At 59.4% G+C, this 15,050-nt stretch carries 11 protein-coding genes; 8 read left to right on the forward strand and 3 right to left on the reverse strand.

What is annotated here, in order from left to right; genetic code table 11:
• Positions 1-12 precede the first annotated feature (12 nt).
• The 3 genes from KIK84_RS15065 to KIK84_RS15075 all read left to right on the forward strand — a co-directional run bounded on the left by KIK84_RS15065 (position 13) and on the right by KIK84_RS15075 (position 6,983).
• On the forward strand, positions 13-4,122 hold the full coding sequence (locus tag KIK84_RS15065; protein WP_214123935.1) for a Pls/PosA family non-ribosomal peptide synthetase: 4,110 nt from the start codon (positions 13-15) through the stop codon (positions 4,120-4,122).
• Positions 4,123-4,290: 168 nt separating this feature from the next.
• Positions 4,291-5,406 (forward strand): patatin-like phospholipase family protein, encoded by a 1,116-nt coding sequence (locus KIK84_RS15070; protein WP_214123936.1) that lies wholly within the window; start codon positions 4,291-4,293, stop codon positions 5,404-5,406.
• Positions 5,407-5,438: 32 nt separating this feature from the next.
• Positions 5,439-6,983: a methyl-accepting chemotaxis protein gene (locus KIK84_RS15075; RefSeq protein ID WP_214123937.1), complete on the forward strand. Its 1,545-nt coding sequence runs from the start codon at positions 5,439-5,441 to the stop codon at positions 6,981-6,983.
• Positions 6,984-7,078: 95 nt separating this feature from the next.
• On the opposite strand, the gene KIK84_RS15080 is transcribed toward KIK84_RS15075, so the two are convergent.
• The 3 genes from KIK84_RS15080 to KIK84_RS15090 form a co-directional block, all read right to left on the reverse strand.
• Positions 7,079-8,119 (reverse strand): glycoside hydrolase family 53 protein, encoded by a 1,041-nt coding sequence (locus tag KIK84_RS15080; RefSeq protein WP_214123938.1) that lies wholly within the window; start codon positions 8,117-8,119, stop codon positions 7,079-7,081.
• Positions 8,120-8,189: 70 nt separating this feature from the next.
• On the reverse strand, positions 8,190-9,206 hold the full coding sequence (gene ylqF, locus KIK84_RS15085) for a ribosome biogenesis GTPase YlqF (RefSeq protein WP_214123939.1): 1,017 nt from the start codon (positions 9,204-9,206) through the stop codon (positions 8,190-8,192).
• 58 nt (positions 9,207-9,264) lie between these two features.
• Positions 9,265-10,392 carry an ABC transporter substrate-binding protein gene (locus KIK84_RS15090; RefSeq protein ID WP_214123940.1) on the reverse strand — a complete coding sequence of 376 codons (1,128 nt, stop codon included), beginning with the start codon at positions 10,390-10,392 and terminating at the stop codon, positions 9,265-9,267.
• 150 nt (positions 10,393-10,542) lie between these two features.
• Here KIK84_RS15090 and KIK84_RS15095 point away from each other — a divergent pair, with 150 nt between their 5' ends.
• The 5 genes from KIK84_RS15095 to KIK84_RS15115 all read left to right on the forward strand — a co-directional run bounded on the left by KIK84_RS15095 (position 10,543) and on the right by KIK84_RS15115 (position 15,050).
• A complete protein-coding gene (locus KIK84_RS15095; protein WP_214123941.1) occupies positions 10,543-10,893 on the forward strand; it encodes a winged helix-turn-helix domain-containing protein in 351 nt (116 codons plus the stop codon).
• A 159-nt stretch (positions 10,894-11,052) separates the two neighbouring features.
• A complete protein-coding gene (modA, locus tag KIK84_RS15100; RefSeq protein WP_214123999.1) occupies positions 11,053-11,841 on the forward strand; it encodes a molybdate ABC transporter substrate-binding protein in 789 nt (262 codons plus the stop codon).
• Positions 11,842-11,871: 30 nt separating this feature from the next.
• On the forward strand, positions 11,872-12,573 hold the full coding sequence (gene modB / locus KIK84_RS15105) for a molybdate ABC transporter permease subunit (protein WP_250208016.1): 702 nt from the start codon (positions 11,872-11,874) through the stop codon (positions 12,571-12,573).
• Between the two features lie 32 nt (positions 12,574-12,605).
• Positions 12,606-13,364 carry a sulfate/molybdate ABC transporter ATP-binding protein gene (locus KIK84_RS15110; RefSeq protein ID WP_214123943.1) on the forward strand — a complete coding sequence of 253 codons (759 nt, stop codon included), beginning with the start codon at positions 12,606-12,608 and terminating at the stop codon, positions 13,362-13,364.
• 135 nt (positions 13,365-13,499) lie between these two features.
• Positions 13,500-15,050 (forward strand): DUF4139 domain-containing protein, encoded by a 1,551-nt coding sequence (locus KIK84_RS15115; protein ID WP_214123944.1) that lies wholly within the window; start codon positions 13,500-13,502, stop codon positions 15,048-15,050.

A 15,050-nucleotide genomic window follows, 5' to 3' on the forward strand; every position in this document is an offset into this window, starting at 1 on the left:
CACGCAAACTGCATGGAGCCCTCTGCCGCACTGAGCAGACAAGCCGGGCCCGATAGACCAGACCTCCTGCGCCAGGAGGTACTGGCCGATATCTTCGAGACCACGGCTGCACGCTGCCCAGAACACACCGCTTTGCTGTGGCAAGGCCAAGCCCTGCGCTATGCCGAGTTGAACCAGCGCGCTGACCGCGTTGCCCACCATCTGCTGGCCGCAGGCGTGCAAGCCGGTGACGTGCTGGGCCTGTACCTGCAACGCGGTATCGACCTGCTCACGCTGCAGTTGGGCATTGCCAAAACCGGGGCAGCATGGTTGGCGCTGGATGCCGATACGCCCGCAGAGCGCATCCACACCTGCCTACAAGATGCCAACGCCCGGGCCTTGCTCAGCCACCATGCCCAACGAGACAAGCTACAAGGGGATAGCGCGCCCCTGCCCTGCCCCACTTGGTGGGCAGAAGACTTGCTAGCACCACCCCAGCCGCCAACAACACCGCTGCTGCGCCGCAATGGCAACCCATCCACCACCGTGCGGGGCCACCACCCGGCCTACCTGATCTACACCTCTGGCTCTACGGGCAAGCCCAAGGGCATTGCCATCAGCCAAGCCAGCATTTGCCACTTTCTGCGCAGTGAAAACAGCCAATTGGGCGTGCGGGCCGATGACACGGTCTACCAAGGCTTCTCGGTCGCGTTTGACATGTCGTTCGAGGAAATCTGGATCAGCTACCTCGTAGGGGCCACGTTGTGGATAGCCCCCAAAGACATCGCCACCGACGCACAGCGCCTGCCGCAAGCCCTGCGCGACAACGGTATCAGCGTGCTGCACGCCGTGCCCACGCTGCTGTCGCTGTTCCAAGACGATGTGCCCAACCTGCGCCTCATCAACCTCGGTGGTGAGATGTGCCCGCCAGCGCTGGTAGAGCGCTGGGCCCAACCGGGGCGGCAGATTTTCAATACCTATGGCCCCACCGAAGCCACGGTATCGGCCAGCTTGGCCCTGTTGCAAGCGGGCCAAGCCGTGACCATTGGCCAGGCGCTACCCAACTACGAGCTGTTGGTCATCCGCCACCCCATGCCCGAAAACGGCGTACCCACCCTGCTGCCCCAAGGTGAAGTCGGCGAGCTGTGCATCAGCGGCCCCGGTTTGGCGATTGGCTACGTAGGCCGCCCTGAGCTCACCGCCGAGAAGTTCGCCCTCAACCCCTTTGCTACTGGCGAGCACAACCAACGCCTGTACCGCACAGGCGACTTGGCCCGCTTGGTCGAGCACGGCCAAGTGCACTGCTTAGGCCGTACGGATGACCAAGTGAAGATACGCGGCTTCCGTGTCGAACTGGGTGAGATTGAGGCCGTGTTGGCCGCCCAAGCCGGTGTAGGCGCTGCCGCCGTGCAACTGCGCCGCGACAAGGACATCGAACTGCTGGTGGCGTTTGTGGCACTCGATGGCCAAGCAACAGCCCAAACAGCCCAGCTAACCCCAGCATGGCGGCGTGCTTTGGCAACCCAGTTGCCCAGCTATATGGTGCCCAGCCACTACGAAGTGCTGGATGTTTTGCCACGACTGACATCGGGCAAGATAGACCGCAACGCCCTCAAGCAATTGCCGCTACGCCCTGCCACCCCAGAGGACGACAACGCCAACGATGCTCCACACAGCGCAACAGAAGCGGCGTTGTTTGGCGTGCTGCACTCCCTCTTCCCTGGTCAAAGCTTGCGCCGCACTGCGGACTTTTTCGATGACTTGGGCGGTCACTCTCTGCTGGCCGCCCGCGTCGCTTCTGCGCTGCGGGCGCAGCCAGGCTTGGGCCATGTGGCCGTGCGCCATATCTACCAACACCGCACTCTGGGCGCTATAGCAGCTGCCATTGAGGCCAGTGCCCCCCCATATGCACCCGATGCAACAGCACCCGCAGGCCAAACCGGCAATGGCACCAGCTCGGCCCCAGAAGGCGCAGCAGCATGGCAACCCACCCGCGCTTTGGTGTGGCGTCGTGTGGCCTGCGGTGGCGGCCAGTTGCTGGTGCTGCCACTGCTGATTTGCTTGCGTATGGCGCAGTGGTTGGCGCCTTTTTTCACCTACCACATGTACACCGGTGACCCCGGTGACTCCACCCCACGCGCCATTGGCTTGGCGGTAGCAGCTTTTTTGGCCAGCACGCTGCTCGAATTCGGCGTGGCCATTGCCGCCAAATGGCTGCTGCTGGGACGCCTGCGAACTGGCCGCTACCCGCTGTGGGGGTGGTTGTATTTCCGCTGGTGGCTGGCAGACAGGCTGATCGAATCAGCGCCCGCCTATTTATTCAGCGGCTCCAGTTTGTACGCACTGTGGTTGCGTTTGCTAGGAGCCCATATTGGGCGCGATGTACTGATTGGCTCGGCGGTTGTGCGGGCACCAGATTTACTGCACGCGGCCGATGGTGTGAGCCTGGGCAATGCCGTGAGTCTGGAAAATGTGCGCGTGCACCACGGCGAATTCATTGTCGGCCCCATCGTGCTGGAACGCGATGCCTACGTGGGCTCTTATGCCGTGCTGCAAGAAAACACCCGCTTAGGCGAATCTGCCCATTTGCAAGGCCAGTCTTGCCTGCTCAGCGGTCAACGCATACCAGACCAACGGGTGTGGCAAGGCTCTCCAGCCCAGGACTGCGGTGCTTTTGACTTAGCCCAAGCCCCTGCCCGCCCAGACTGCAGCCCTGTACGCCGCGCACTGGAGGGGGCTTACTACCTGCTAGGCGCTTTGCTCATGGCCACGCTGTTTTTCATACCGGTTTTCCCCACTTTTGTGCTGATCGACTGGTTGGACGAATACGAGTTGCCCCTAGGCTGGCTCGGTGATGGCGTGAGCTACCAATTGGTGAAATACTTTGTGCTCTCCTTCCCGGCGGCTGCGGTACTCATCGTCTGCACGGCTTTGCTCTCGGCCGCCATTCGCTGGCTGGTCTTGCCACGCCTGCGCCCTGGTTGCTGGTCGGTGCACAGCAGCGTGTACCTGCGCAAATGGTTGGTGAACCAAATCCAAGAAAACAGCTTGAATGTGCTGCACGGCATTTACGCCACGCTGTACTCGCCATGGTGGTATCGGCTGCTGGGTGCCAAGGTTGGGCGCGAGGCGGAAATATCCTCCGCCTTGGGCTTGGTACCCGACATGCTGACGCTGGGCGATGAAACCTTTATTGCCGATGCCGTGATGCTGGGCGATGAAGAGATCGACCGCGGCTGGATGCGCATGCAGCCCACTGTCATTGGCCAGCGCAGCTTTGTGGGCAATGGCGCTTACATCCCTGATGGCACCACCTTGCCCGACAACGTGCTGGTGGGCGTGCTCTCCACCGCCCCCGCCAACACGCAAATGCGCAGCGGCCAAACATGGCTGGGCTCCCCGCCCATGCACCTGCCTGCACGTGAGCAAACCCAAGGTTATCCAGCACACCTGACTTTTGCTCCCTTGCTGTGGCGACGCCTAGCGCGTGGGGCCATCGAGGCTTTTCGCATCGTGGCACCGCATGCCATCGTGATATCGGTGGGCTACACCATGGTGCTGGATATTCTGCCCATTGCGGCCGATGGTGATTGGCTCACCACGCTGAGCTATCTGGCTGCATGTGGTTTGCTATATGGCTGCGGCGCTCTCATTTTTGTAGCAGCGTTGAAATGGATGCTGATCGGGCGCTACCGCCCACGCAATGCGCCCATGTGGACGCTTTTTGTCTGGATTTCAGAAGCCATCACCAGCTTGTATGAAGGCTTTGCCATCCCCAACTTCATGCGCTATCTGCGTGGCACCCCATGGCTGCCATGGGCCATGCGCATACTGGGGGTGCGCATTGGCAAGCATGTGTACATGGACACGACGGATATCACCGAATTCGACTGCGTACAAATCGGCGACTTCAGCGAGCTCAATGGCCAGTGCTGCCCCCAAACGCACCTGTTTGAAGACCGTGTGATGAAAGTCGATCACGTTCAGCTTGGCTCTTTTACAACATTAGATGCGCGCAGCATCGTGCTTTACGGTGCCCATGTGCAAGAAGGTGCCCACGTCGGGCCACTTACCTTGGTCATGAAAGGCGAAAGCCTGCCTGCCAATACACGCTGGCAAGGTTGTCCTGCAACCATCGCATAACGATATACGTTTAACGCTCGCATTCACTATGCGAATGCAATTCATTATTAAAAAAAAGTTACTGTCTTATACACCTGTCATGAAATAGCGCTACATTTGCAAAAATACAAAATCCCAATTGACATATCACGCAATTGGGACATTCCCCTAACTTTCGTTGGATGCACTATGACTAACACCTTAGGCAATGGGAAAACAGCCCTTATTCTTGGCGGGGGAGCACCGAACTCCACCCTGATAGCAGGTGCATTGGCTGCGTTTGTCGACTACGAATTGGAGTTCGACGTCATTTCTGCATCGGGTGCCGGCGTCCTGATGGGCTTGCTTTACACAGCCCCCAAAGATGGCAACCCACGCGAAGCACTAGAGCGCTGGGCTGACGTTGGGGTTAGCGACAACCTCTACAAGCTATTCCCCGTTAATTACAAGGTTTTCCAAAAACCTGGCAACCAAGCCGAGGGGTTTCGCTCCGCTCTATCCCCGCTGATGGCGGGCCACAACACATCCCCCCTAGAGCACCCCATGTTGGGCATGCTGACCCAACCCATGCAAGCCATGGCCGGGGCTTGGAGTGACTGGGCACAGCTCATGTTTAGCGCCATGTCACCCAGCAACCTGAGCTCCAAAAGTTTGGGGCTGTGCGCACACTTGCCGTTCTTAGAGCAATCCGTCAACTTTGATGCAGTCTCCCGCATGGGGCCCGAGTTCTACATCAACGCCTTCAACATCGAGCAAGGCCAGATGACGATTTGGAACAAGCAAGAAATCACACCGCTCCACGTACGGGCGGCACTGTCCTTTCCTTTTTTGTACGCCCCCACTGAAATCGATGGTGAGCACTACATCGAAGGTGCGGCGCTCGACACCCTGAACTTTGAGCCCTTCACCACCGACGCCAAGGGCCAGCAACGCCACCCCGAAGTGGACACTTTGGTGGTGCTAGACATTCTGGGGGACCACCGCTTTATACGCAAACCCCGCAATCTGTACGACGCCTGGGTGCGTTCCATCATCACGCCGTTGGTGAAAATTTCCAAGGCTGAGCAGCGTTTGTTCGAGCTTGAACACAACCGTGATCCCCTTACGGGCAATAGCAAGCGCCAAATACTGCGCGTTGATTTGCTCGATCGCATTCCAAAAAAACACTGGCCTTCGGTATTGGACTGGTCGACATCCAATATGCAAACCCTCTTCCAAGTAGGCTACCAAGCTGGCTTGGACTTCTGCCGTGAGCACGGCTCCTCGCTCGGTGCCATCAACGCACCCCCTTCTTTGGCTGCATAACTTTTACATCTACAAAACTCGTTGGATTAGCCATGACCATTGTCAGAAAACTTGCTATTACCCTTCTCATAGCCCTTGCAGGCCTGCTGTTCGTAGGCTTGGATGGTTTGATCAAACTAAAAAATGCCGAACAGCGCTTGAGCCTGATCCAAGAACGCTTGATACCGAGCATGGAAACCATCAATGCCGCCAAAGGGTATCTGGCTGACACACGTTTGGCAGGGTATCGCCTCTCGGTGTTCTCCAACCTGCCCGACAAATCGGCCTTGGACAAAGCCTTGGCCGATGCCAACAAGGCACTCGATGACGCCATGGAGAAATACGAAAACGAGCGCATTTACGACGAAACCGATCGCAAATTGCTGCAAGAAGATAAAGCCAACATCGCGGCTTACCGCCAAGCGCTCATTCCCTTCTTTGCAGCAGCCCATGCCGGCGACATGGACGGGGTGCGCGCCACCCTGTTGGCCGGCACCCCGCTAGCCCTGTCTGCAGCAGCCGTGAAAAAAGGGTTTGACAAGCACGTGGAATACAACCGCAAGCTGATAGAAGAAGTGCGCCATGAGAGCCAAGAGGCCTACGACTTTGCCTTCAATACCTTGATTGCTTCTGTCGTATTGGCAATTGCCATCACCGGTGTGCTGGGCTACTCCATCCATCGCAACATCAGCACAGGCTTGAGCAGCATGCAAGCGGGGTTTGAGTACATTGGCCAGACCTTGGATTTATCGCGTCCCTTGGCCATTGATCGCATGGACGAGATTGGTCAGACCGCCAATGCATTTAACCAACTGCGCCAACGCATGATCGATGTCATCCACACGGTACGCAGCGGTTCTGACTCCGTCACTGTGGCAGCCAGTCAAATTGCTGCTGGCAATACCGATTTGGCGTCTCGTACCGAAGAGCAAGCATCGTCGCTAGAACAAACAGCCGCCAGTTTGGAGCAACTGACCGACGCGGTGCGTTTGAACACCGACAACGCACGCCAAGCCAATCAACTGGTGCAAGAAACATCCCAGCTAGCCTCACAAGGCGGCAATGCCGTGCGCCAGGTGGTGGAGACCATGAACTCCATCAACGTGTCATCGCGCAAGATTGTGGACATCATCAGCGTCATCGATGGCATTGCCTTCCAAACCAACATCTTGGCCCTGAACGCTGCGGTGGAAGCAGCCCGCGCAGGTGAGCAAGGTCGGGGCTTTGCAGTAGTGGCCAGCGAGGTGCGCAGCTTGGCGGGTCGCAGTGCAGTAGCGGCCAAAGAAATCACCGATCTCATCAACGACTCCGTTCACCAGATCGAAAGCGGCACGCAATTGGTCGAGCAAGCCGGTGTGACCATGCAAGGCATTGTGGATGGAGTGCAGAAAGTCACCACGGTAGTGGGCAAAATCCACACGGCCAGTGAAGATCAAAGCATGGGAATCTCTGAAGTGAACAACGCCGTCAAACTCATGGACCGTGTAACCCAGCAAAATGCTGCACTGGTCGAAGAAGCAGCGGCGGCAGCCAAAGCCCTGGAATCCCAAGCCACGACGCTGGAACATGCCGTTGGCGTGTTCAAAGTAGTCGCTTAAGTCGCCTAAGCCTGCCCAGTACATCTGGGGCAGGCTTAGTGCCACAAGAGGCTAGACCACTGGCATTGTTGTGTTGGGCGACAACAATGCCCCCATCAAAATGGATCCAAGGCTGCAGTGAAGCGGCCCGATCCATTGAGTGCCCCTAAGGTGTATTGCTGCCAACCCGGATAGGCTTCGGGCTCCCAGTACAGCACACCCAAACCATTGCCCCCCAAGGCTGAAACGCGGCTAATCAGGTCTGTGATCATGGATTTGGCAGCCGCTGCTTGCTGCCAGTCCATGCCCGTTTCAGCCACCACCACCGGCTTGCCGTAGCGCGACACCATATCGGCCATATTGGTAGAGAGCGACGCATTCAAGCTCGTCCAGTTACTGGCGGTGGGGTAATGGGACATGCCAATAACGTCGTACTTGGCACCATTGGTTTTCATGCCATCAAAAAACCAACGGAAAGTGGTGTTGTCGTGCCCGTTGGCCAAGTGCAATATCACCTTGGCACTGGGGAAAACCGCTTTGACGGCGTTGTAGCCACTGTTGATGAGTTGAACCAGATTGCCAAAACTCGATCCCGACGCCTTGCCTTCAGGCCACAACATGCCACTGTTGATTTCGTTGCCCACCTGTACCCAATCAACCGTCACACCATTGGTTTTGAGGTAATTCAAAATACCTTGGGTGTGTGAATACACATCGGTGGCGAGTTCACTGATGGTTTTATGACTACTCCATGCAGAAGGTTTGGTTTGGTGCCCGGGATCAGCCCACGTGTCGCTGTAATGGAAAGTGAGCATGATTTTTTGCCCCATGGCCAAAGCCCGCTTGGCTTTGTAGAGCGTATCAGCCCCATCACACCAGCCCCCCGAGGGATTGACCCACACGCGCAGGCGTATCACGTTCACGCCCAAATCGGCCAACAAGCGAAAGGGATCTGTCTTGACACCGGAAGCGTTGTAAAACGAATAACCTGCTGATTCCTGTTGACTGACCCAACTGACATCAGCCCCTTTGATAAAGGTCGCTGCAGCAGCGGGCTTGGCCACCAACAGGGCCGCTGCCGCTCCAGCATTAAAGCCAATCCAGTCACGGCGCGTCCAACTGCGCGGGGTTTTGCATGCATTGTGTTGTGCTGCCATTTCCCTTGTCTCCTTTCTATGTTGTGGAGGGAATGGCAGAAATTGTAGGCAGTGTAGATAAAACGTTTTATCAAGGGAAACGAGGATCTCGTTTACCCGGTATCGACGGGCGTTTACTGCCTTTTTCAGGGTTGCGTCCATCGGGCCGCGGCACTTTTTTGAAACGAATCGCACGATCCAATTCGATCGCTTCTTTGCGCAACTGCCGTTCGGCATCGAGTTTCTTGCCCTCAACCAGCCATTGGTCGAACTGCTCAGGCGTTTCCAGCGAAATGCGCCCCAAAAGTCCACTGCGAAAGTCGTGAATCAGCAGTTCAGCCGCTTTTTGCTCGTTGACCACCCCACCCGATTGCAAGGCTCCCCGGGCGCGGCCTACCGCTTGCAGCCAGTCTTCGTCTTTCCAGTCCATGCACTGCTCGGGGCTGACCTTGTAGCGCGCCTGTAGCTGCGGGGCGTAATGCACGCGCAGGTAGTTGAGCATTTCCAGCGCCACCTCTTGGTCGTCAAAAGCATTGCGTCCCACCGCGCCACTGGCGGCCAGGTTGTAACCACTTTGCGCCACGATGATGCGCGGCCACAGCACACCGGGGGTGTCAAAGAGGTAGAAATCATCGGCAATGGTGATGCGCTGCTCGGTGCGCGTCACCCCCGCTTCATCGCCTGTTTTGGCCGCACGGCGGCCTTTGAGGGTGTTAATGAGCGTGCTCTTGCCCACGTTGGGAATGCCACAAATGAGCACCCGCATGGGTTTGCTCATACCGCCCCGGTTGGGGGCTAGCTCAAAGCACGCGGCTGTCAGTGCCTTGGCCGGGCCCGCCATACTGGCATCGAGCGCAATGGCGCGCATACCGGGTTGGGTGTTGTAGTGGGCCAGCCAAGCCTTGGTGCGCTCCGGGTCGGCCAAATCTTGCTTGTTGAGCACCTTCAGATTGGGGCGGTCTTTGGTGACGTGCTTGAGCATGGGGTTGGCGCTGGAGCCAGGCAAGCGGGCATCCAGCATCTCGATCACCACATCAATGTGCTTGATGCGATCCTCAATCGCTTTGCGCGTGAGGTGCATATGTCCGGGGAACCACTGTACTGCCATGCCTACTGTCCTGTGCTACTGGCGCGGCGCGCCAAAAAAGGCGCTCATTGTCCCCTAATCAGCGTCGCACGCGCCCATCACCGCTGAGCATGGACAACTCCACAAACTTGGACGCCACGTGGTTGCTGCTGCTAAACCCCACAGCAAAACCGCCCACAGAGATGTTGTTGAGCGACTCCAAGCCGGCAATAAGCCCCTCGGGCGACAGCGGTTTGGCCAACTTCAAGCCTTCGATCAACACCCGCGCAGCGATATAACCTTCCATGCTGGAATAGTTGGGTTTGGCATCGCCCGCGTATTTGCGCAAAGCGTCTTGGTATTCCTTGACGATGGGCAAAATAGGCGCATACGGATAGGGCATGACTTGGGTGACCCGCACACCGGCTCCTTCTGACCCCAGTTCATCGGCCAGCGCCTGCGTGCCCACGAACGAGATATTGAAAAACACGCCGCCATACCCACCCTTGCGGGCCGCACGGATGAACTCGGCGCAGGCCTTGTACACACTGACCTGCACCACCGCATCGGGTTTGGATGCCAGCACATCCTTCACGGCTGCGGCCACATCCAAGCTGTTGCGCTCGACTCGGCCTATGCCCACAGGTGCCAATCCGCGTGCTTGCAAGGCCTTGGTCACACCGCTGAGCCCCGCTTCGCCGTAGGCGTCGTTTTGCATAAAAACGGCGATGCGCTTGAGGCCCAGATTGGTCAGTTGCTTGATGATTTCTTCGGTTTCCTGGTCATACGAGGCGCGCACGTGGAACACATTTTTGAGCCGTGGCTCGCGCAGCGACATAGCCCCTGTGAACGGCCCCAAAAATGGTTTACGGCTGTCTTTGATCAAGGGCAATGCGGCCACCGTAGTAGGCGTGCCCACATAGCCGAACAAGGCAAACACATCGTCTGCAATGAACTTGGCCGTATTGGCCTTGCAGCGCTCGGGGTCGTAGCCATCGTCCAAGGTGCGCAATTCAATCGTGGTGCCGTTGATACCGCCTGCAGCGTTGAAGGCATCAAAACAGGCTTTGGCACCCAGCGCCATCTGAATACCCAACTGAGCAGAAGGGCCGGACATAGCCGCCGATTGCCCCAGCACAATGCGCCCCCCTGAGGCACGACTGGCCCAAGGAAGCGCGAAACCTGTGGCTCCCAGCCACTGAAGAACTTGACGGCGATTACTCTGCATGCAGCACCTGTTTGTTATTGGTTAATAGTGGGGCAACGTTGCCCTTTAGAAAAGGCTTGCGCGGTTCAAGAATGTCAAGAACCATGCCAACGAACTGTTTCATCATAGCCATGCATCGGCAAAATACCAGAAGACTGAAAGTTTTTGCATATGCACACACAACGCTTCAAATTCCGCGCCCGTTTGACGGTAGGCGATGCCATCGCCCTAGGCCCAGGCAAAGTGGCGCTGCTTGAGGCGTTGCAGCAATACGGTTCCATCTCAGCGGCCGCCCAGTCTTTGGGCATGTCCTACCGCAGGGCGTGGTTGCTCATTGATGAACTCAATCGCTGCCTGCGCGAGCCAGCGGTGCAGTCTGCAACAGGCGGAAGCAAAGGCGGAGGCAGCCAACTCACCCCGACAGGTTTGGCCATCGTGGCGCTTTACCGTCGCATTGAAGCAACAGCCGAACAAGCCTGCACGGACGATATCGCCGCCTTGAAAGCCTTCATGCAGTCCTGAGATAGACCTGCATGCTGCCGTTGCGAGGCCTTTCGGCGCATGCGTTATATTCGCATAAATATTTCGACTTAGCCAAGGACTGCCATGCACGCTCCCACGACCAAAGTGCCCATGTACCGCCTACTGCGGGCCATACGGCAGCACTCAGACTGGTTCCGCATGGCGTGTATGGCATGCGCAGTCAGCTTGCCTTGGCTACTGAGCACCCATGTCTGGGCGCAGAACAACACGGCGTCTCGCAGCATCACCGTATCGGCGGCCGCCAGCCTGACCAATGCCTTCAAAGACTTGGCCGTTGACTTTGAAGCCAGCCATCCGGGTGTGAAAGTGCAATTGCAGTTCGCTGCCTCCGATGTGCTGCTGGCCCAAATCGCCAAAGGTGCTCCCGTGGATGCGTTCGCCAGCGCCGACCAAGACACCATGGACAAGGCCCAAGAACAGCAACTGCTGATGGCAGGCACACGCCGCACCTTTGCCCGCAACACGCTGGTGCTGATCACCCCCATCAATCCCAGCGTGGTCGTAAAAACCCCACAAGACCTGCAGCGAAATGCCGTGCAGCGCTTTGCCATGGGCAAGCCCGAGACCGTGCCCGCTGGCCGCTACACGCAAAACGCGCTACAAGCCAGTGGCCTGTGGCCCGCTGTGCAAGCCAAAGCCATCTACGCCCAAAACGTGCGCCAAGCCTTGGACTACGTAGCACGCGGCGAAGTAGAGGCCGGCTTTGTGTACGGCAGCGATGCCGTGGCCCTGCGCGACAAGGTGCAAGCCGTAGCCACCGTGCCCACGCCACAAGCCATCCTCTACCCCGTGGCGTTGGTCAAAAACAGTACCACCACCCCAGCCGCCGACCAAGCCCGCGCAGCACTGGCCCAGCAATGGCTGGACTACGTGACCAGCCCCAGCGCATGGCCCGTACTGCAGCGCTACGGCTTTAGCCGCCCTTGATCAACCCAAGCCCCACTGCAGGACGCGCTGTTGCTCTCCGCCTCTTCCGCCCTTACGGTCCTCTCTACCAGTAGCACCATCTGGCCCGCGCTGAGCCTGTCCCTGCAAGTGGCGCTGAGCGCCACTGCCATCAACCTGCTGCTGGGTGTGGCCGTGGGCTGGCTGCTGGCGCGCTACCGCTTTCGGGGGCGCGAACTGCTCGATGCACTGCTCACCCTGCCCATGGTGCTGCCGCCCACCGTGTTGGGCTACTACCTGCTGGTGCTGTGGGGCAAACAGGGCTGGCTGGGGCAGTGGCTGCACCAGTGGTTGGGCGTGCAGCTCATCTTCACCCGCAGCGCCGCCATCATGGCGGCCACGGTGGTGACCTTTCCACTCATCATGAAAGCCGCCCGCACCGCATTGGAGCAAGTGCCTGCCCCGCTGGAAAACGCTGGGCGTGTGCTGGGCCTGGGCGAATGGGCGGTGTTCTGGCGCATCAGTCTGCCACTGGCATGGCGCGGCATTTTGGCGGGCAGCTTGCTGGCACTGGCCCGTGCGCTGGGCGAATTTGGCGCCACGCTCATGGTGGCAGGCAGCATTGCGGGCCAGACGCAAACCCTGTCGATTGCCATTTACGAAGCCGTGCAGGCCGGGCAAGACGATGCAGCACACCTGATGGTGCTGGTCATTTCCGCCACCTGCGTGGCACTGCTCCTGCTGGCACGCCGACTGGCACCTGAGCGCCTGTAAAACCAGCCAACTCCCCCTGCGAGCCCTGCCCCATGCCCACCGACCACCCTAGTCCCGCCCCCCACAGCAGCGCTGCCCCCCCGGTGTGGCAAGTTGCCGTGCACGCCGATGGCGCGGCTGGCCTGCACAGCGCGCTGGATGTGGTCTTTAGCAGCCCAAGCCAGTGCACGGTACTGCACGGCCCATCGGGCGCAGGCAAAAGCCTGACCCTGCAAGCCATAGCCGGGCTACTGCCGCTCAAAGCACACCCAGCAAACAGCACCAGCCGCCCGAGCCGCATTGCCAGCCAAGGCCGCCTGCTGCTCGATAGCGCGCAGGGCCTGTGCCTGCCCGCACGCCAACGGCATATGGGCTATGTGTTCCAAGACTACGCCCTGTTTCCACACCTCTCGGTGCGGCAAAACGTGGCCTTTGGCCTGCCGGACAGGCTGCACCTGCTCAACCCCAGCCCACGCCTGCGCCACCCACAGGTAGAGCACTGGCTGGACACACTGGGCCTGCAAGACGTGGCCGGGCAATACCCAGCCACCCTGTCTGGCGGGCAGCGCCAGCGCACGGCATTGGCCCGTGCGCTGTGTGCCCAAGCGCGTGCGTTGCTGCTGGACGAACCCTTTGCCGCACTGGATGCCACCCTGCGCCAGCAACTGCGCGCCGAGCTGCTGGCCCTGCTGGATCGCACCGGCATACCGCTGCTGCTGGTCACCCACGATGCCGACGACCTGGCCTGCTTTGGCCAAACCCGGGTGCGGCTGGAACACGGGCGCGTGCAAGACATTGCCCACACGTCATAAAGCCTGCTATCAATTTGATAGCTGCCACAGCAATACCAGCAAGCTGTTGCGGCTTATTGTCAACATATCCGCAGTGGGCTACGTTACACCAACACCCTGCTTGGGCACCGCCCCACACCTGAACCAAAGGCCTGTATGCGTTCGTATCCGTCACTGCGTTTCTCTTTGCGCCTCACTGCAGGCGCTGTGCTCTGCGCCACCCTGTCCACGGCCCAAGCCCAAACCCAGCCCCCGGCGATCAACAGCAGCCAAGACGACCAGCACGCCCTGGCCATCACCATTTACAACGAGAACCTGGCCTTGGTGAAAGACCAACGCCAAATCCACCTGCCCAGTGGCACCAGCACGCTGGCGCTGGGCGATGTGAGCGCCCGCATCCGCCCCGAAACCGCGCTGCTGCGCCACCTGCAGCAGGCCGATGCCCTGCGCGTGCTGGAGCAAAACTTCGACTTTGACCTGCTCACCCCGCAAAAGCTGCTGGACAAATCGATGGGCCGCAGCGTGCGCGTGCTGCGCACCAACCCCGCCACCGGGGCCGACACAACGGAAACCGCCACCGTGCTCTCCACCCAAGACGGGCTGGTGCTGCAGTACGCCGACCAACGCATAGAAAACAGCCTGCCCGCCAACGCCCGCGTGGTGTTTGCCGACGTGCCCAGCACCCTGCGCAGCCGCCCCACCTTGTCCATGCTGGTGAACATGCAGGCCAATAACCGCGCCACCAATCAGGCCTACACCCCGCACACCCCGCAGGACGTGGAACTGAGCTACCTGACCAGCGGCCTAGGCTGGAAGGCCGACTACGTGGTCGAACTCAGCCCCGACACCCACGCCAGCGGGCCACAGCTCAACCTCTCGGGCTGGGTGACGCTGACCAACACCAGCGGCACCAGCTACCGCAACGCGCGCCTGCAACTGGTAGCGGGCGACGTGAACCAAGTCGCCCCACCCGAGCGCCAACTGCGCACCTTGGCCATGGCGGCGACCACCGCCAAAGTGGCCGATGGGGTGCGCGAAGAGTCGCTCTTTGAATACCACCTGTACTCACTCCAGCGCCCCACCACGCTGGAGAACAACCAAACCAAGCAAGTGGCCCTGCTATCGGCCAGCGGCGTGCCTGCGCGCAAGGTGCTGCTGCTGCAAGGCCAAGACTATTACTACCTAGACGGCGTGGTGGGCAATGCAGGCGCGAGCAACACCAACTTGGGCGAGCGGTTCAAGGTGAGCGCTTGGCTGGAGTTTGACAACACCGAACGCGCCCAGCTCGGGCTGCCACTGCCCAAAGGCGTGGTGCGCGTGTACCAACGCGATGCGGCGGGCAGCGCCCAATTTCTTGGCGAAGACCGCATAGACCACACCCCCGCCCAGCAGACCGTGCGCTTGCGCTTGGGCAACGCCTTTGACGTGACCGCCGACAAAAAGCAAACCGACTTCAAGAAACTGCCCGCCAACGCCGCTGGCAGCAAGTACCGCTACAGCTACGAGAGCGCCTACGAGCTGGTGCTGAAAAACGCAAAAAAAGAAGCCGTGACCGTGACCGTGCAAGAGCCCGTCCCCGGCGACTGGCAGATCATCCACAGCAACCTGCCCAGCACCAAGGGCAACGCCCACACCGCCACCTGGAGCGTGACCGTGCCTGCGCAAGGGCAGGCGACGTTGAGCTATCGGGTGGTAGTGAGGATGTGA

It is taken from the genome of Curvibacter sp. CHRR-16, assembly GCF_018474005.1.
In the GTDB taxonomy this organism is placed as follows: domain Bacteria; phylum Pseudomonadota; class Gammaproteobacteria; order Burkholderiales; family Burkholderiaceae_C; genus Allorhodoferax.